Below are 17,469 nucleotides of genomic sequence, written 5' to 3' on the forward strand. Positions count from 1 at the left end.
TAAAACTCTTGAAATGGTAGACCTGACAATGGCACTTTTTGCCAGATTCCATGTCAATGGAAGCTGGAAAGATATTGCGTCATTATTTAGTTGACACCCTCAAAATATCATGGCAAAGAGCCGCTTGTGAGCTATTCTAAAGCCTACCCTCCCATAAATGCAATAATATAAACTAGTTAGTTATGCTATTTGAATAGCAATAGCATATATTGATAGTGATCACAAAAAATTTTGGTTCCCCTCAATGAGGGGACGGATACATACCTCATTTTTTAGATAAAACCATATGAAATATTTAATCTACTGCTATTTTCACCGATATAAAAACAGGTATTCCAGCCCATGAAGCAAGGTAACACCCCCTTGACTATTCGCCGAACCAGCTTGGGCTCCTATGCGCACTCCATTCTCAAAAACTGTGCAACCCAATCCTCGCTTTTATCCAGTTCTTCTCCCGGCACACGGCTTTCGTCCAGCAAAAATGCCGATGTTGGGGATGATAATACTTCAACCTCTCCGGCATGGGACAAAGCCGCCACTTTCTGAGGCGATTTTCATACCTTGCCCCCATTGTATACAACAATGGGAAATACCGGCGGCAATCCTTCTTTTTCACGTACATTTTCCGTCTTGACGAGATCAAGCAGAAGCAGGGTCGTATAGGACAGCGTTCTCAGGGTCATCCAGTGGTCGAGCGTGTCCTGGAACCCCAAAAACAACGCTACATAACACCAAGCCCCCTTTTACAGCCGACACGCCAGACAATATCGTCATGACGTTCCCGAAGGTCATCCGTCACATAACTATTCTATTTTCAAATAATATATTAATTCAATAGATTAAATATTAAAAATAGCCCTTTCATACACTTTTTAAGGTACTTTAAAAGGGCTATTTCTCGACATTATTGAAAACTCCCCAATTTCAGAGGTTCTCTTGTTTACGATCCTGTTGAACATGAATGTTTCAATTTACATAATCTTACCAATCCCCCTCGAAAATCAACCATGCTACAGCTTATATCCGAATATCGATTTTACGGAGGTTATAGCTATGAAAAGGCTTCCTATGCGACAATGGCAAATCGTCATGCTGATGATCCAGGGTAAACATCCCAAAAGACATTACCAGCATATTATCTATTCAGCGCACAATAGTCTATAAACATCAGGCGACTGTCAGAAAGTTATATGGTGTGCATGGAAGCATCGAACTCATACGGACAATAGTTTCAGAGTTGGCTACAAACATATCTGAATTTACGCTCACATCACGAGGAAAGGTAAGCGTATCTCATCGTCATGGTGATGTTCTTGTGACGCATGAGCTTTTGCAGCCCCATAAGCAGACCTCACCGGGCTGAACCAGCCAGGATGCGAAGGTATGTCTCATCGTAGCAGGGTGACGGCGTACAGATTATCACCGTCTTTCGGGGCCAGATTGAGCTTTCTGACGGCAGTCTGGAAGTAGGCGGGGTCTTGGTGAACGCTGTTTTCTTGCGGGGTTGCTGGAAGATGGGTTCCGCAGGTTTGCGTTTGTACGTCTGGAGCATCCTGACCATGTCCTCCGGCACTCGGCCGAAAACCCGCTTGCCTCCTTTCTGAATGATATAAAGGCTGCAGGCGTTGGCATCCACATCCTGTCCGCGCAGCTTAAAAATTTCTGTGGGTCGGAGTCCGGTTCGCAGGGAAAGCAGGGCCATGTCATGCAACTGCGGATGCCGCTTTTCGAGGTCGTCCAGAAGGGCTTTGGCTTCCTCTCTGGTCAGGAAACACAGTCTTTCATTGTTGGCTTTGACCATTTTCCAAGTACCGCCTTTGGTGGACAACGGTTGACTCCGCTCCACATTCCGGTAGCGACAGCACGGTTTATGGCGGAACGCATGAACGAAAAGATGTTGTTCACGGTCTGTCCGGCCAGAGTTTTCCGTTCCGCGCCTTGGTGTTGGACTTTCCTACTGCCTTTTTGGGCTTTGTATTCCCGATGGGCGTCTTCAGGAGCTGCGCCTTGAGACTGGAAAGCAAATTCGAGGTCAGCTCGACAACGGGCAGAGCGTGAATTTGCTCTTAAGGTGGGCGTTATATTGACTATAGTACTTACTGGTCAACGTATTTCCCTTCGCTCCTGTCCCATTCAAGATAGGCATCCACCAAGTCCCCGATGGTGACCTTATCCCGCTCAATGGGGTTGACGCCAGTGGCCTCAAACTCGGCAAGGAAGTTTGCCCGCTCCTTTCTGGCGTAGCCGGACGGATGCCCTTGCTGTGCCTGCCGACGGTTTTCCAGTGGCCTTTGCCATCGTGGTCTGCGTACCAGAAGCAGTAGATTTTTGTCGTACTCTCCAGTGCGCGGATCGCGCTTGACGGACTGGCGGAAAAAGACGCCCTCGAACTTGGTCTTTATGTATTTTCTTTCAGTTTCGCTACTCATATGAGTAGGTTAGAGGATACGACGAAAGAAGGCAAGATGCTTATCCAAAACTTATCCAAAATAGATTTTCAGGATAAAAATATTGACTATAATATATTGAATTTAATAATTATTTATCTCTTCATATTGGCAATATATGACCGAGAGAGCCCTTACACATCGGAGTAGTATGTCCAGCGTGGGTGCCTTCGCTTTATCCACACAGCATTTGACTGCATATTCACCGTATGGCGGATATGCACCCTTTTTCTACGATCTTCCCGCTGGCTGACGCTTAGGGAAGCTTCAGCATTAGCCATTTGGAATCCCCCAAACAACATCAACCTGCTGTTGGGAGCCTCCATCAGTCGTCCTTCCTCAAAGGCCCTGACATAGGATGTGGTTGTTTCATCTCCGCAGTATGGTGAACATACACCCCCTTTCTCCAGTTTTTCCGTTGATGGGCTATGGTTCCGGCATTTTATTGATTATTCCTTCGGAATTTCAAGAAATAAAGCATCAGCCATTTCCTGTGGCACAGCCTTTCCAAAAATCTGCCGCAGTCATTGAGAAGGCTCTGTCAGAGCACATGGTTGTTTTATTTCTTCAATATACTGAAATATATACTTTTTCCAATTTTTTCCGCTGGTGGGTTTCATGATTGGAGGATTTTATTGGTTATTTCTTTGGAATTTCAAGAAATAAAGCATCAACCGTTTTCTATAGCACAGCCATTGAGAACAAAAAATTTTCCGAAGACATAACGTTTTTTGGCCCTGCTTTTTTCTACAAAACGTCTTCTGACCGAAGGCAAGAATAAAAGGGTTGCAATTTTGCTCACCATCATCTCCAAGCCGAGGTTTTATGGTTGAGTATATATGCAAAATGGTTCTGTATTGCCTCACTTAGTAATTAAATTGAACACATTATCTACATAATAAGACGGAAATGGGTAACAGTACGTGCTGTGATGAATCTTATAAAAACGGTATAAAATAAAAATTGTATTTTTCATAATCAATAAACTGTGTAGAATTGTCATGTGACATACTAGCTACATATTTCCTTTATCCACACCTGTTTGTTTTACAAATACTGTTGTCTCTTCCTATTCTATTCCCCAAATCTCATCACCCGTATCTTGTGCGGCATCGGCTCGGATGATCCGTATATCCCGAATATCGTGACGAGACGCAAAAGATCCACACTTTTTCTTGCCGCAACCTTTACGGTATTGCCGTTCTGGAGGTATGCTTGTGCGTATAACGTGTCAGTCGTACAGCCCTACGGTACGGGATTCGCTGCACCGCTGACGCCAAAAACAACAGCGGGACGCCCGCCGCACCCACGCACTCTACAGTAGGAAAAGGAAACCATATGAGGAAAATTCTGTTTACGCTTGCCGCCTGCCTTTTGCTCGCCACGGCCGCGCAAGCCGAAACGCTGACCATCGGTGATGAAAATATCACTTACAATGTGCCCGGCGGCTATATGGCTGGCGACGAGGAGCCTTATATCAGCGTGCGCAGCTTCCTAACCGAGGTTTCCCCAAAAAACGTGCAGATTCTGGCCCTCTATGTGAACAAGGAAAGCCACAAAAAATTTTTGGATCCGGTGAACCACCGTCTAGAGAATTATTTCCTTTTGTCCACCCTGCGCCCGCTTGTGGACAAGGAATTGAGCGTCAAGGATTTCGCTGAACTGAAAAAAGGCTTTATCAAAGCGCAGGAACAATTGAAAATGGTGCTGAGACAGAAAGCCAACGATATGCTGAACAACGCCAGCGACGGCGCTTTGGGCATCGGCGCCATTGACAGTTTAGGCGTTTTCGATGCCAGTGATACCGGCTTTTCCTTCATGGCGGTCGTGGATCAGGTGAGCGATGCCGACGGACAGCGCACTGTGGACAAACAGAGCGCTATTTCTAGCTTCCTGCTGGCCCAAGGCAAAGTGATCATCATCAATCAATACCAAATCCTCGACCCGTCCAAGGACATGGCCCAACAACTGGACGCCGCCAAAACGCAGGCCCAGAAAATCCTCAAAGAGCTTGGCATCAAGCAAGGCGTGCCTTGGGCCTCGTATCTCGGCTCTTTTCCGACCAATATCCTGTTGTTTGCCGTGATCGGCGGACTGGTCGGCGGCCTAATCGGCAGGACGGTAAAAAACAGGAAAAATACGACCGCCTGAGGCTGGCTCCCATAGCCTGCGGGCAGGCGGAGGCTTCTGCCTCACACGGACAAAAATCCCTCGGCCTTATGGCTGTACGAGTTCAATCCTCGTTCCGGGCACCAAAAAAATAAACAGGTTACAATAAAACCTAACACTGTTTACATCTAAGAATAAGCCCCCTCAGTTTGCAACTTGTAAATGCAAATTCAGGGGGCTTTTCTTTTGTCCTTTTCCTTCTCTTTTCCAGCCCCTCCTTTTCCACCCCATATCACCCTTTCCCCATCATCCCCCGCTGACATCCTTCAATCTTTCTTAAAGCCTCTTTTTTCATAGCCCCTTCTACGGCCTCACGCGGCCCCATCCATCCCCACTTGCCAAGGACAGATCCGCCCATTCGCTTGGGGCCTTTTTTTGCGCCCAAATTTTGAAACACATAAATACTTTAAAATAAAGGATTATTTTATGAAAGACACCCGTTTTGCGCCCGAAAACGCCGACCGCACCCCCTCCCACAGCCTGCCCTTCCCTCCGCTTTTCGCCCGCCAGCTTGAGCTTGAGAAGGAAATGGCCGACCGGGGCCGGGATCGCTACTACACGACGGTGGCCCGCAACACGGAACGGAATGCGGAAGCGAATACCAGCTACGGGAAAATGCTCTTGAAACGCGGCATTGAGCCGATGGCGCAGGCCATCAGCGCCTTCATGGAGTCCGCCAGGCAAGGCGGCGCGGGACGGCGGCACAAGGCCGTGGGTATGCTCGAAGGGATGGACGTGCAGGTGGTGGCGTTCATCGCGCTGCGGAAGGTGCTCGACACGTTCAGCCAGTCCATGCCCTACCAGCGGGTGTCGATCCTCGTCGGTCGCGAGGTGGAGATGGAGAAGAAGCTGACGGAGTTGAAAGAGCAAGACCCCGACCGCTACCGGATGACGCAGCGGTACATCGCAGGCAGCAAGGCCCGGAAATACCGCCGCACCGTGCTGAACTACGCTTTCGGGAAAAGCATGACCGTGGAGTATGAACCGTGGGCCGAGGCGGACTGCCTGCACCTTGGGCAAAAGCTGATCGAGCTTGCCGTGGAATCGACGGGAATCTTCCAGATCGTCATGGCCCCGCCGAGCAAGAAGGTACAGGACAAAAAATCATTCAGAACATCCGTATATATCCTTGAACCCACCCCATCCTGCCGGGAGTGGGTCGAGCGCCACAAGGAGCACGCTTCCATGATGTACCCCGACTACCTCCCTACGCTCATTGAGCCGAAACCGTGGGAAGGGGCCGGCGGGGGCGGCTATTACTCGGATGTCCTGCCCCGGCTGTCCCTCGTGAAGACGGGGAACCTCGGCTACCTTGAAGCCCTCGACAAACGGATACAAGCGGGGGAGATGGACACGGTGATCAACGCCGTAAACGCGCTCCAGAATACGGGCTGGTCCATCAACCCCACGGTCTTCGAGGTGGCCTCATGCCTGTGGGACGAAACCGACGGGGGCGTCGCGGGTCTTCCGCCGCGTGACGGCTACCGCCTGCCGCCCTGCCCGACCTGCGGGGCCGACCTCACGGATACCGCCGCAGCCCACATCCGGCACGCCTGCCTCGACGCCCTGCCTTTGGAAGCCTTCAACGAGTGGAAAAAGGAGGCGTTCCGCATCCGGGAGCTCAACATCAGCCTGTTCGGGCAACGCATCGGGGTCGCCAAGACGCTCACGATGGCAGCGCGGTTCAAAAACGAGCCGCGCTTTTTCTTTCCCTACCAGCTCGACTTCCGGGGCCGCATCTACGCCGTGCCGTCCTACCTCACCCCGCAGGGTACGGATCTCGCCAAAGGGCTGCTCCGGTTCGCGGAGGGCAAACCGCTCGGCACCATGCAGGCCGTGCGCTGGCTGGCAATCCACGGCTCCAACTGCTTCGGCAACGACAAGGTGAGCCTCGACGACCGCCACTCGTGGGTGCTCCAACACCAGCGGGAAATCCTCGAATGCGCGGAAGACCCATTCAGCCATACATGGTGGCATGAGGCGGACGAGCCGTTCTGCTTCCTCGCCTTCTGCCTCGAATGGGCGGGCTACGTCCGGGAGGGGCTGGACTTCGTGAGCCGCATCCCCGTGGCGATGGACGGCACCTGCAACGGGCTGCAAATCTTCTCGCTCATCCTGCGGGACAAGGTGGGCGGCGCTGCCGTGAACCTCCTGCCCGCCGACAGGCCGCAGGACATCTACCAGATCGTGGCCGACAAGGTGATCGGCAAGCTCAAGGCCGACGCAGCGGATCCCGCCAAGGACGCCATGATCACGACCAAGGAAGGCAAGGCGTTCTACAACCCCGCAAAAAGCGCGGCGATCCTGCTCGACATGGACATCAACCGCAAAACCACCAAACGGCAGGTGATGGTGCTCCCCTACGGCGGCACCAAGGAATCCTGCCGGGAGTACAGCGAAGAATGGGTCAAGGACAAGATCCGCAACGGCTGCCCGCAGCTTCCCGAAGAGGTTTCGATCCGGGGCCTCTCCTTCTACCTCTCAACGCATGTGTGGGACGCGATAGGCGAAACCGTCATCGCGGCGCGGGACGCCATGAAGTACCTGCAAGACATGGCGGGCGTGATGAACAAGCTAAACCTGCCCATCAAGTGGACGACACCAGCCGGATTCCCGGTTGTACAGAAATATATGGAAATGAAAGAGCGGCAGATCAGAACACAAATAGGGGATAAAATCATCAAACCCTCGATCAGTGAGCCTACCAACAACATAAACAAACCCAAACAGAAATCCGCCATCTCCCCTAATTAGTACACAGCCTCGACGCGGCGGCCCTCATGAAGACCGTCAACGGATGCCTCGCACAACATATCAACCATTTTGCCATGATCCACGACAGCTACGGTACGCACGCCGCCGACTCCGTAGCCCTTGCCGCCACCTTGCGCCGAACGTTCGTGGAAATGTTCGGGGGCGAGGGCGTCAACCTGCTCGAACAGTGGAAAAACGAAGTTCTCGCCTCCGTGCCTGAGCCGATGCTGGCGGAACTTCCCGACCTTCCCGTCCTGCCGACCACAGGCGAACTGGAAGTCGGCGAAGTCCTCCATTCCCCCTTCTTTTTCGCCTGAATATCAGAAAAACTATTATACAATATCAAAACCTAGTTGGAATTAAGTCCTACCTACGGAGAGAGCACCCCCATCCACCCGTCCCCGCCGCAAGGGTCTGGAGGGGGTGTTCCCTCCCCTCTTCCCCTCATGTCCACCCGTCAACAACAAGGAGCCCCGCCATCGAAAAGCGACACCAACACATCACCAGCCGCCAGCCCATCCCCGCCGCCCTCCGCGACCTCATGGGCAGCGTCCCCCTGAAAGAAGCGGCCCGCGCAACCATGTCCGTGGCCGACGCCGTCCAGCATTCCCCCCTCAAAGGGGCGCGTCTGATGGGCCTGACCTGCGCCTTCCTCATGGCTGCGGAGTCGGCGGGCCTCCCCGTGCCCGACCTCATGGGCATGGCCCGGAACTGCATGAACGACGGCGAAGGCCGCCGCCCCGAATTCCGGGCGGTGGACGACTTCATCAACAACGAAATCCTTTAGAGGAGCACACCACATGGCAACGACCCCTGAAAAGAAGAAGCGCACCACCTACGCCACCCCCAAGGGCGAGTCCCTGTTCGCCCACCTCGTCAACGTGGACTACGGCACGGAGCAGTACCCCGACGAAAAGGGCAGCTTCAACGTCACGCTGGCCCTTGACGCCGACGCCGCCGCAAAGCTCGACGATCTCATCGCCCACGAGGTCGACGCCGCCCGCGCCGAGGCCGAAGAAAAGTTCGACGGCTTGAAGCCGCAGACCAAAAAGAAGTTCGGCGAGGTCAAGTTCAACGAGGTCGGCCCGGAAGAATACGACCGCGAGGGCAACCCCACGGGGCGCAGGCTTTTCCGCTTCAAGACGGGCGCGTTCTACGAAAACCGTCAGGGCGTCAAAGTCCAGCGCAAAGTCCCCCTGTTCGACTCCATGCAGCAGCCCGTCAAGCTGCCCGACGAACCCGGCAACGGCTCCGTCATCCGCGTCGCCTTCTGCTGTGCGCCCTACTTCGTCGAAGGTCAGGGCATGGGCGGCCTCTCGCTCTACCTGAACGCCGTGCAGATCATCAAACTGAACGCTTCCGGCGAACGATCCGCCGCCGACTACGGCTTCGGCGCGGAAGAAGGCGGGTTCACGTCCGACGGCACGGACGCAGCCGCTTCCCCGGACATGGCGGAAACCGCCGATGACGTTCCGCAGTTCTAGCAGAAGCCGGGCCGCGCAATACGCCCGCTGGAACGAGGTCAGGCGGCGCACGGGCTACCGCAGCCAGTTCGAGGCCGACATCGCGGCATCCCTCGAAGGTACGGGGGCGGCCTATGAATCGGCCCGCCTGCCGTATTCCGTCACCACGACGGCGACCTACACGCCCGACTGGATATTGCCCGGCCAGTGCATCCTCATCGAAGCCAAAGGCGAACTCGGCAAGGCCGACCGGGACAAGATGCTGCTCATCAGGCAGCAGTACCCCCATCTCGACATCCGCTTCGTGCTCCAGACGCCCAACGCGAAACTCACAAAGACCGTCACGCAGGCGGACTGGTGCGAGAAGAACGGCTTCCCGTGGTGCAAAGGGCCGACGGTTCCCGACGGCTGGCTGAAACACAGGCCCGGCGTCAGGAGCAGGCGGGCGTTCGCGGCGGCAACGGGAACAACACCCCATGAACAGCAGAAAAAACGACAAAAGCAGTGAGCGGCACTCCCATGAAGACAGCACATTCTCCCATCACGAGCCCTGCCCGCAATGCAGGCGGAACGGCGGCGACCGGAACGGCGACAACCTCGCACGCTACAGCGACGGGCACGGCTACTGCCATGCGTGCGGCTACTACGAAACCGCTCAAGGAGGTTCTGGGCGCATGGACAGGCAGAAAGGCCCCGTTCCGTTCGATCCCGTCCCGGTAACGTTCATGCCCCTGAAAGCGCGGGGCATCACGCAGGAAACATGCGAGCACTTCGGGTACGGCATCGGCAAGGTTGGGGACAAATACTGCCACGCCGCCCCGCTCTACGACCATGAAGGCGTCCTCGTGGCCCAACACCTGCGCTTCGAGGGCAAGGAGTTCCGCTGGCGCGGATCCGCATCCAAGGCCGCGCTGTTCGGGCAGAACCTCTGGCGGCGGGGCGGCAGGAAGGCCATCGTCACCGAAGGCGAAATCGACTGCCTCTCCATCAGCCAGCTTCAAGGCAACAAATGGCCCGTGGTCAGCCTGCCCAACGGCTCCAGCTCCGGGGCAAAATACATCCGGGCCAGCCTCGAATGGCTGGAATCGTTCGACGAGGTGGTCTTCGCCTTCGACATGGACGAACCGGGACAGAAGGCCGCCAGGGAATGCGCCCTCCTGCTCAGTCCGGGCAAGGCCAAGATCGCCCGCCTCCCGATGAAGGACGCCAACGACTGCCTCGTGGCGGGCAAGGGCAAGGAGCTCATCGACGCCCTGTGGGGCGCGGTTCCCTATCGTCCCGACGGCATCCGATCCGGTGCCGAACTGTGGGACGACATCAGGAAGCCCCCGCCAGCGGGCTACGACATCCCCTATCCGGGCCTGAACGCCAAGCTCGGCGGGGTGCGCCTCGGCGAACTCGTGCTGTTCACGGCGGGATCGGGCATCGGCAAGTCCACCATCGTCAACGAAATCGCCTACCACCTCATGATGGCGCACGGGCTCACGCTCGGCGTCATGGCCCTTGAAGAAAACCCCGCCCGCAACGCCCGCCGCTACCTCGGCATCCGCCTCAACAAGCCCCTGCACCTGCCCGCCGCCCACGCAAGCGTGCCCGAAGCCGACCTGAAAGCCGCCTTCGACGCCGTGATGGGCAACGGGAAATGGTACATCTACGACCACTTCGGATCATCCGACATCGACACGCTCCTGTCGAAGCTGCGCTACCTCGCGGTGGGCCTCGGCTGCAAGGCCATCGTGCTCGACCACATCTCCATCGTGGTGTCGGGCCTCGACGAGAGCGAAGGCGAGTCCGAACGCAAGGTCATCGACAAGCTCATGACCCGGCTGCGCTCCCTCATCGAAGAGACGGGCATCCTCGTGCTGGCGGTCGTCCACCTGAAACGCCCCGACAAGGGCAAAAGCTACAACGAGGGCCGCCCGGTCAGCCTCACGGATCTGCGCGGCTCCGGCAGCCTCGAACAGGTGTCGGACGTGGTGGTCAGCCTCGAACGCGACCAGCAGGGCGACGAACCGGACACGGCGACCGTCCGCGTCCTGAAAAACCGTCCCCTCGGCATCACCGGGCTGGCGGGCACGGTCAGGTACGACCGGGAAACAGGGCGGCTCCTGCCCTGCGGCGATGGCGGCGGCATGGGCGGGGCGGCCTACGGATTCCAGAAGGAAGGGACGCCCGCAGCCTCTCCACAGTCCCCGCCCCCGCCGTGGGAGGACAGCGGCAACACCAGAGAACAACAAGAAAAGGAGTTTTGATATGGCGGCCGTAACCAAGGAACAGCGCAACTACGCCGTGTCCCGCATCCGTGAGGCAGGCACGAAAAAAGTAAACGTCTACAAGGAACGCTCCTGCCTTCTCCGCGAGGAACGCAAGCTGACGGATGCCGAAAAACGGGAACTCGTTTACGCCGGGGCGGTTCCCCTACGCCCTGACCTCTCAACCTACGACATACGCAACTGCTTCGACTTTTCGGCTTTTGAAAACAAGGCCGAATACGATGAGAAAAAACTCAGGGCCTTCTCCGAAAAAACGGAAAAGGAAATCGCCAAGGCCATCGACGCGATCATGCTTGGCGACGCGGCGGACATCATGAAGGTCATTGCGGATTTTGAAAAGAAAATGAACGGATAGGAGTTTTGATATGAAAGCGCAGATTCAGGTTTTCCAGCATGATGTTTTTGGTTCCCTTCGCGTCCTCAGAAAGGACGCACAGGGCGAACCGTGGTTTGTGGCGAAGGACGTATGTGGATGTCTCGGTCTGGGAAATATTTCAGAGGCATTGCGGGGACTCGACGAAGACGAAAAGATTACCCTCAGCAATCCTGAGGGTAATCCAAGAGCCGGAATTTCTCATCAAATGAATGTGATATCCGAACCCGGCCTGTATTCCCTCATCCTCCGTTCCCGCAAGCCGGAAGCCAAGGCGTTCAAGCGGTGGGTGACGCACGACATCCTTCCCGCCATCCGCAAGACGGGCGGGTATCTGGCAACGAAGCCCGACGACACGCCGGAAACCATCCTCGCCCGCGCCGTGCTCATCGCGCAGGACACCATCAGGCGCGTCGAAGCCGAACGCGACGAGGCCGTGCGCACCAAAGCGTGGATCGGCAGCAGGCGCGAGGCGACCGCGATGGCGACCGCCGCTTCCGCCGCACGCCGCGCCAAGGCCCTTGAAGCGCAGCTCGGCCTTGCGGGGGATTACCTCGCCGTAAAGGGCATCAAATGGCTCCCGGAGATCTTCGACCTGACCAAAGGCGGCACCTACTCGCAGATCGGCAAGTACCTCAAACGGCTCTCCCTGACCGGAAACTACATGGTGAAGGCCGCCCCCGACAGCCTGCACGAGTCCGTGGGCCTGTACCACAAGGACGTCATCGCCCTGTTCAGGAAACAGCTTGATGAAATCCCCTCGCTCCTGCGGAAGTATCGCCATGCCAGCGCCCCGCAAGCGTGAGCCCTACCCCGGCTTCGATTGGTCATGGGTTCCCGCCCCGGAAACGCCCGCCCTGCTCTTCGACATCGAAACGGACGGGCTTCTTGACGAAACCTCCACCATCCATTGCCTCTGCGCGAAGGACTTCCTTACCGGGGAGTCCTTTTCGTTTGGGCCGGGGGAGATCGAAGACGGCCTCACGCTGCTCTCGGCGGCCCCGCTCCTCGTGGCGCACAACGGCCTGTGCTTCGACGCCCCGGCAATCCGAAAGCTCTATCCAAGGGTAACTTTTCCACCCCTTTTTGATACCCTGACCGCCTCCCGGCTCATCTGGCCCAACCTCAAGGATCTCGACTTCACCGCGCTCCGCAAGAAATCCTGCCGTTTCCCGCCCAAACTCACGGGCAGCCACAGCCTCGACGCATGGGGCCAACGGCTCGGCGTCATGAAGGGCGACTACGGCAAGACGACCGAAAACGCATGGGATCGCTGGTCGGAAGCCATGCAGCGGTATTGCGAACAGGATGTCGCAGTCCTCGAAGCCCTGTACCGCCACATCCTCAACCAGCGTTACAGCCCCGAAGCCCTCGCCCTTGAGCACGCATTCCAGACCGTCATCTTCCATCAGGAACGGGCGGGCGTGTGGTTCGACGAGCGGGCGGCGCAGTCCCTGTACGCGGAACTCGCGGCAAAGCGGAACGATGCCGCCACCGCCTTGCAGGAGGTTTTCCCGCCCAAACGAATCGAGGAAATCTTCATCCCCAAGGCCAACAACCGGGCACGGGGCTACGTCAAAGGCGTCCCGTTCACCAAAGTCAGATACGAACCCTTCAACCCGGCCTCACGGCAGCAGATAGCCGACCGCCTCATGGAGAAGCACGGCTGGAAGCCTTCCGAGTTCACGGACACGGGGCAGCCCAAGGTGGATGAGGATGTGCTCGCCAGCCTTCCTTTCCCCGAATGCAAGCCGCTCGTGGACTACCTCGAACTCTTGAAGATCATCGGGATGCTGGCGGAAGGGAAAAACGGCTGGCTCAAGCTGGTCGGCCCGGACGGGCGCATCCACGGCAAGGTCATCACCAACGGGGCCGTCACCGGGCGCTGCACCCACAACTCCCCAAACCTCGCGCAGATCCCGGCACGGGGCCAGTACGGGAAACACTGCCGCGCCCTGTTCGCCGCGCCGCCCGGTCAGGTCATGGTCGGGGCCGACGCCAGCGGGCTTGAACTGCGGATGCTGGCCCACTACCTCGCGGCCTACGACGGCGGGGCCTACGCCAAGGTGCTGCTCGAAGGCGACATCCACACAGCCAACCAGCACGCGGCGGGGCTCGAAACCCGCGACAACGCGAAGACGTTCATCTACGCCTTCCTCTACGGGGCCGGGGATGAAAAGCTCGGCTCCATCGTCGCACCCCTCGCCTCTTCCGCCGTCCAGACCAAACGGGGACGGGCGCTCAAGGCCCGCTTCTTCCGGTCACTGCCCGCCATAAAACGGCTCATCGACGACGTGCAGGGCGTCCTCACAGGCCCCAACAAGCGCCCCTACCTCATCGGCATCGACGGGCGGCATCTGCCTATCCGCTCTTCCCACTCGGCCCTGAACACGCTCCTGCAATCCGCCGGGGCCGTGCTCATGAAACTCGCCACGGTCATCTTCCATAAGGAAGCGCAACGGCGGGGATTCAAGTTGGGAGAGGACTATGTGCAGGTATTACACGTCCACGACGAGGCTCAGTTCAACACCGCCCCGGAAAAAGCCGACGCCCTCGGCAAACTCTTTGTGGAATCCATCGAGCTTGCGGGGCGTCATTTCGGGATGCGGTGCCCGACGACCGGGGAATACAAGGTCGGGGCGAATTGGGCTGAAACACATTAGTTTCTTTCTATAGGGGCACAGTCTTTAACTAAAAGGATAGGGCCTTTTACTCCAGAATAAAAGTCAATAGATCCTTCATGCTCAAGGATAGCAGCAATACGTGACATTTCCCATGTACTCCATTTCAATTTATTTTTATCGGATATATTTTTTAATATTCGATATAAAGAACCTCTCTCTTGAGAGAGAGAAAATGATTCCCCCTTCTTAGCGAGTTTGCGTAGAAGAGTATTCCAGTGCTTATTTTCTATGTATTGACTATGTTCCATCTTTTCATCAAATATTTCGATACCTCCAAGTATTCTTCTATAAAAAAATAAACTAGGTTTCCCCTTTGATGTTCCTATCGTCTGTAAACCTTTCATGACTTCCCCTTTTTTCTTTCTATATACACTAAAGGATACTTATATGTCCAACACCACTTATTCCCTCCTCCCCGTCACCCGCATCGCCACGGCCCCCCGCGCCCACGCCGACATCACCATCGGCTTTTCCAAGCGCGGCGATTTGTCCCTCATCTTTTCCCCGGCCTTCCTTGCCGAACATGAAGCCCTCGGCGTCGGCTCCAAGATTCTACTCGCCTACAGCGCGGAAGCCAAGAAGCTCCTTGTCGCGCCGCCTTCCGCCGGGCAGAAGGAACACCTGCGCACGGTACGCAAGCGTGCGGGCTTTCCCGGCGCGGGCTGCGTGGTCGTCTCGGCCCAGAACCTTCCCGAAGACATGCCGCGCCCCGAAAAACAGCGCGAACCCGTGCTGTGGGAACCGGAAGAAAACGGCGCGGTGGCCCTCGACCTCAGCCGCTTCGCGTAACCCTCATGAACCCCGCCCTGTTCTCTTCCGCCAAGGAAGATTGGGAAACTCCCCGCGAGTTCTTTGAACGGCTCGACGGGGAGTTCCGTTTTGATCTGGACGTGTGCGCCTTCCCCCACAACGCCAAGTGCCCCGCCTACTTCACCAAGGAAGACGACGGGCTGGCGCAGGATTGGGGGCGGCGCACCTGTTGGATGAACCCGCCCTACGGCAAGGCTATCAAGTCATGGATGGCGAAGGCCCTCGACGCTTCCCGGCGCGGGGCCACGGTCGTCTGCCTCGTGCCGTCACGCACCGACACGGCATGGTGGCACGACACGGTGATCGCAGGCGGCGCGGAAGTCCGCTTCGTCCGGGGCAGGCTCCGGTTCGCCGGGGCCGAGCATCCGGCACCCTTCCCGTCGGCGGTGGTGATTTTCAGGCCGCCGTTGCCGCCTTCACAGCAAAAGGAAACGAACGATGAAAACAACAATCCTCAGCGAATACGGCTTCCATGAAGCCCTGCTCGGCATGGGCCTCAGCTACGGCAAGACCTCCGGCGTCACCTCCCTGTGGGACATCCGCGACGATGCGGGCCTCAAGGAACGCGCCTTGAAACTCGCTGGCCTCGGCAAGGGGCACGACAAGTTCCTGCGCATGATCGTCGCCACCCTCGACGTCACGGCCCCGCTGTATTGGTGGAAGCAGTTCGACACCTACAAGATCGGTACGGCCGCGCAGTCGGAATCCACCATGCACACGCTCATGAAGGCCCCGCTCACCCCGGAAATGTTCGAGGGCGGGCTTGCCGATCATCTGCTCGGACATCTTGAGGGACTGCGGCAGCGCGGGGATTTCGCCACCCTGAACCGCTGCCTTCCGCAATCCTTCCTCCAGCGGCGCATCGTGCAGACCAACTACGCGGCTCTCGCCAACATCATTGTCCAGCGCAGGGGGCACAAGCTCCCCGAATGGAAAACCTTCATCGAATCCGTGCTGTGGGGCGTGCAGCGTCCCGAACTGCTGCGGAAAGCGGCTGCGATGGGAGGCCGCCATGAACCAAACGCCGCCTAATCCGTACCTGCTCATCGACGCTGACGTGCTGGCCTACCGCGCCGCAGCCGGGGCCGAAAGGCTCATCTGCTTCGAGGAGGACGCCTGTTTCCCGCTGTGTTCCCTCGCGGACGCCCAAGCCGCCTTCTTCGGGCAGCTTTACGCCATCCTCGATCGGCTCGGCGCCAGCGACTATGCCCTGTGCTTCTCCGACGACCGCAACGGCGGCTTCCGGCGCAAGCTGTTCCCCGGCTACAAGGCCAACCGCGACGGCAAGCCCCGCCCCGTGGCCCTCAAGTTCCTGCGCGAGGCCCTGATGCGCGACGCTGCGGACGCCCCCGTCCACATCAAGCCCGGCCTCGAAGCCGACGACTGCCTCGGCATCCTCGCCACCCTGCCCTCGTTCATGCGCGGGCGGCACAAGGTCATCGTCAGCGTGGACAAGGACATGAAGGCCATCCCCGGCTTCTTTTACGACATGGGCAAGCCCGGCCTCGGCATCCAGCCCGTCAGCCGGGAAGACGCCGACCTCTGGCACATGACCCAAACCCTCATCGGGGACGCCGCCGACGGCTACCCCGGCTGCCCGAAAATCGGCCCCATGACCGCGAAGAAGCTGTTCGACGGCATCCCCCGCGATTACGGACACCTCTGGCCCGTAGTGGCCGATGCCTTCGAGAAGGCGGGCTTCGGGGAAGCGGAAGCCGTCACGCAGGCAAGGCTGGCCCGTATCCTGCGGGCCGAAGATTGGGACTTCAACACAAAGGAAGTGAAACTATGGACACCGCCCCGTCCCTGCAAGACCGGATAAGGCCGCCCTACTACACCCGGTTCCGCATCGAGCCGTTGGCCTTCATCGCCATGAACCATCTGGATTTCCTGCAAGGGAACATCATCAAATACGTCTGCCGCTACGAAGGCAAGAACGGCGTGGAAGACCTCATGAAGGCCCGCCGCTACCTCGACGAACTCATCAACAGAACGCAAACGGAGGAAGGCCGGAATGCGGCACCAACACGATAACGATCATCTCGCCATGCTCGCCGAGTTCATGACCGCGATGGAACAGCCCGTCAGCCAAGGCTGGGAAGACCTCGAAGGCATCAGGCTCGGCTTGAAGCTCATTGAAGAAGAAACGGAAGAGTTCCGGGAAGCGGTGGAAAACCTCTTCGAGAACACCGAATGCGGAGAAGGCGAGGACGTCCTCAACGACAACCGCGAAGACCTCACCAAGGAACTCGCGGATCTCGTCTACGTTTGCTGGTGGCTTGCCGCCAGAATCGGCATCGACCTGAACGCAACCCTGCGCCTTGTCCACGCCTCGAACATGTCGAAGCTCGGCCCTGACGGAAAGCCCGTCAAACGCGGAGACGGCAAAGTCCTCAAGGGGCCGAACTACCGCGCTCCCGATCTGTCCGACATTGTGCGGCACGCCCCCGTCACCCTCGCCTGATTTCCCATTCCCCACATAAAAAGGATACGCCC

At 57.3% G+C, this 17,469-nt stretch carries 21 protein-coding genes; 17 read left to right on the top strand and 4 right to left on the bottom strand.

Going from position 1 to position 17,469, the window contains the following annotated elements:
* Positions 1 to 554: 554 nt before the first annotated feature.
* The 3 genes from ACZM8Y_RS08525 to ACZM8Y_RS08535 all read right to left on the bottom strand — a co-directional run bounded on the left by ACZM8Y_RS08525 (position 555) and on the right by ACZM8Y_RS08535 (position 2,429).
* Positions 555 to 719: a hypothetical protein gene (locus tag ACZM8Y_RS08525; RefSeq protein ID WP_482334078.1), complete on the bottom strand. Its 165-nt coding sequence runs from the start codon at positions 717 to 719 to the stop codon at positions 555 to 557.
* Between the two features lie 632 nt (positions 720 to 1,351).
* Positions 1,352 to 1,828 (bottom strand): tyrosine-type recombinase/integrase, encoded by a 477-nt coding sequence (locus ACZM8Y_RS08530; protein WP_482331646.1) that lies wholly within the window; start codon positions 1,826 to 1,828, stop codon positions 1,352 to 1,354.
* 268 nt (positions 1,829 to 2,096) lie between these two features.
* Positions 2,097 to 2,429, bottom strand: coding sequence for a hypothetical protein (locus ACZM8Y_RS08535; RefSeq protein WP_482331648.1), 333 nt, complete (start codon positions 2,427 to 2,429; stop codon positions 2,097 to 2,099).
* A 400-nt stretch (positions 2,430 to 2,829) separates the two neighbouring features.
* On the opposite strand from ACZM8Y_RS08535, the gene ACZM8Y_RS08540 reads away from it, so the two are divergent.
* The 11 genes from ACZM8Y_RS08540 (at position 2,830) to ACZM8Y_RS08590 (ending at position 14,142) form a co-directional block, all read left to right on the top strand.
* Positions 2,830 to 3,069, top strand: a complete 240-nt coding sequence (locus ACZM8Y_RS08540; RefSeq protein WP_489501704.1) for a hypothetical protein — start codon at positions 2,830 to 2,832, stop codon at positions 3,067 to 3,069.
* Positions 3,070 to 3,821: 752 nt separating this feature from the next.
* Entirely contained in the window at positions 3,822 to 4,598 is a 777-nt protein-coding gene (locus ACZM8Y_RS08545) for a hypothetical protein (RefSeq protein WP_482331650.1), read from the top strand.
* A 444-nt stretch (positions 4,599 to 5,042) separates the two neighbouring features.
* A complete protein-coding gene (locus ACZM8Y_RS08550; RefSeq protein ID WP_482331652.1) occupies positions 5,043 to 7,370 on the top strand; it encodes a DNA-directed RNA polymerase in 2,328 nt (775 codons plus the stop codon).
* Positions 7,371 to 7,396: 26 nt separating this feature from the next.
* Entirely contained in the window at positions 7,397 to 7,687 is a 291-nt protein-coding gene (locus ACZM8Y_RS08555) for a DNA-directed RNA polymerase (protein ID WP_482331654.1), read from the top strand.
* Between the two features lie 224 nt (positions 7,688 to 7,911).
* A complete protein-coding gene (locus tag ACZM8Y_RS08560) occupies positions 7,912 to 8,157 on the top strand; it encodes a hypothetical protein (RefSeq protein ID WP_302554546.1) in 246 nt (81 codons plus the stop codon).
* Positions 8,158 to 8,170: 13 nt separating this feature from the next.
* Positions 8,171 to 8,854, top strand: coding sequence for a hypothetical protein (locus tag ACZM8Y_RS08565; protein ID WP_482331657.1), 684 nt, complete (start codon positions 8,171 to 8,173; stop codon positions 8,852 to 8,854).
* Entirely contained in the window at positions 8,835 to 9,341 is a 507-nt protein-coding gene (locus tag ACZM8Y_RS08570) for a PDDEXK family nuclease (protein WP_302554544.1), read from the top strand. Before ACZM8Y_RS08565 ends, ACZM8Y_RS08570 begins: the two co-directional genes overlap by 20 nt.
* On the top strand, positions 9,310 to 11,085 hold the full coding sequence (locus tag ACZM8Y_RS08575) for a DnaB-like helicase C-terminal domain-containing protein (RefSeq protein ID WP_489501705.1): 1,776 nt from the start codon (positions 9,310 to 9,312) through the stop codon (positions 11,083 to 11,085). The genes ACZM8Y_RS08570 and ACZM8Y_RS08575 overlap by 32 nt, the downstream gene beginning before the upstream one ends.
* Position 11,086: 1 nt before the next feature.
* Positions 11,087 to 11,461, top strand: a complete 375-nt coding sequence (locus ACZM8Y_RS08580; protein ID WP_482331664.1) for a hypothetical protein — start codon at positions 11,087 to 11,089, stop codon at positions 11,459 to 11,461.
* A gap of 10 nt (positions 11,462 to 11,471) precedes the next feature.
* Positions 11,472 to 12,284, top strand: coding sequence for a BRO-N domain-containing protein (locus ACZM8Y_RS08585; RefSeq protein WP_482331666.1), 813 nt, complete (start codon positions 11,472 to 11,474; stop codon positions 12,282 to 12,284).
* Entirely contained in the window at positions 12,229 to 14,142 is a 1,914-nt protein-coding gene (locus ACZM8Y_RS08590; RefSeq protein ID WP_482331668.1) for a DNA polymerase, read from the top strand. Before ACZM8Y_RS08585 ends, ACZM8Y_RS08590 begins: the two co-directional genes overlap by 56 nt.
* Here ACZM8Y_RS08590 and ACZM8Y_RS08595 read toward each other — a convergent pair.
* A complete protein-coding gene (locus tag ACZM8Y_RS08595) occupies positions 14,139 to 14,507 on the bottom strand; it encodes a hypothetical protein (protein ID WP_482331670.1) in 369 nt (122 codons plus the stop codon). The two genes, ACZM8Y_RS08590 and ACZM8Y_RS08595, sit on opposite strands and share 4 nt — an antisense overlap.
* Before the next feature lie 43 nt (positions 14,508 to 14,550).
* On the opposite strand from ACZM8Y_RS08595, the gene ACZM8Y_RS08600 reads away from it, so the two are divergent.
* From ACZM8Y_RS08600 to ACZM8Y_RS08625, 6 genes are read left to right on the top strand one after another with little or no spacing between them, the layout of a single operon-like run.
* Positions 14,551 to 14,952, top strand: a complete 402-nt coding sequence (locus ACZM8Y_RS08600) for a hypothetical protein (protein ID WP_302552281.1) — start codon at positions 14,551 to 14,553, stop codon at positions 14,950 to 14,952.
* 5 nt (positions 14,953 to 14,957) lie between these two features.
* Complete coding sequence (locus ACZM8Y_RS08605; RefSeq protein WP_482331672.1) at positions 14,958 to 15,449, top strand: DNA N-6-adenine-methyltransferase; 492 nt, start codon at positions 14,958 to 14,960, stop codon at positions 15,447 to 15,449.
* Positions 15,412 to 16,005 (top strand): hypothetical protein, encoded by a 594-nt coding sequence (locus tag ACZM8Y_RS08610; RefSeq protein ID WP_482331674.1) that lies wholly within the window; start codon positions 15,412 to 15,414, stop codon positions 16,003 to 16,005. The genes ACZM8Y_RS08605 and ACZM8Y_RS08610 overlap by 38 nt, the downstream gene beginning before the upstream one ends.
* Entirely contained in the window at positions 15,986 to 16,795 is an 810-nt protein-coding gene (locus ACZM8Y_RS08615; protein WP_337431436.1) for a hypothetical protein, read from the top strand. The genes ACZM8Y_RS08610 and ACZM8Y_RS08615 overlap by 20 nt, the downstream gene beginning before the upstream one ends.
* Positions 16,762 to 17,007 carry a DUF3310 domain-containing protein gene (locus ACZM8Y_RS08620; protein ID WP_302552276.1) on the top strand — a complete coding sequence of 82 codons (246 nt, stop codon included), beginning with the start codon at positions 16,762 to 16,764 and terminating at the stop codon, positions 17,005 to 17,007. Before ACZM8Y_RS08615 ends, ACZM8Y_RS08620 begins: the two co-directional genes overlap by 34 nt.
* Positions 16,988 to 17,437: a pyrophosphohydrolase domain-containing protein gene (locus ACZM8Y_RS08625; protein WP_482331684.1), complete on the top strand. Its 450-nt coding sequence runs from the start codon at positions 16,988 to 16,990 to the stop codon at positions 17,435 to 17,437. Before ACZM8Y_RS08620 ends, ACZM8Y_RS08625 begins: the two co-directional genes overlap by 20 nt.
* The last annotated feature ends 32 nt before the right edge of the window (positions 17,438 to 17,469 follow it).

It is taken from the genome of Bilophila sp., from assembly GCF_057864385.1.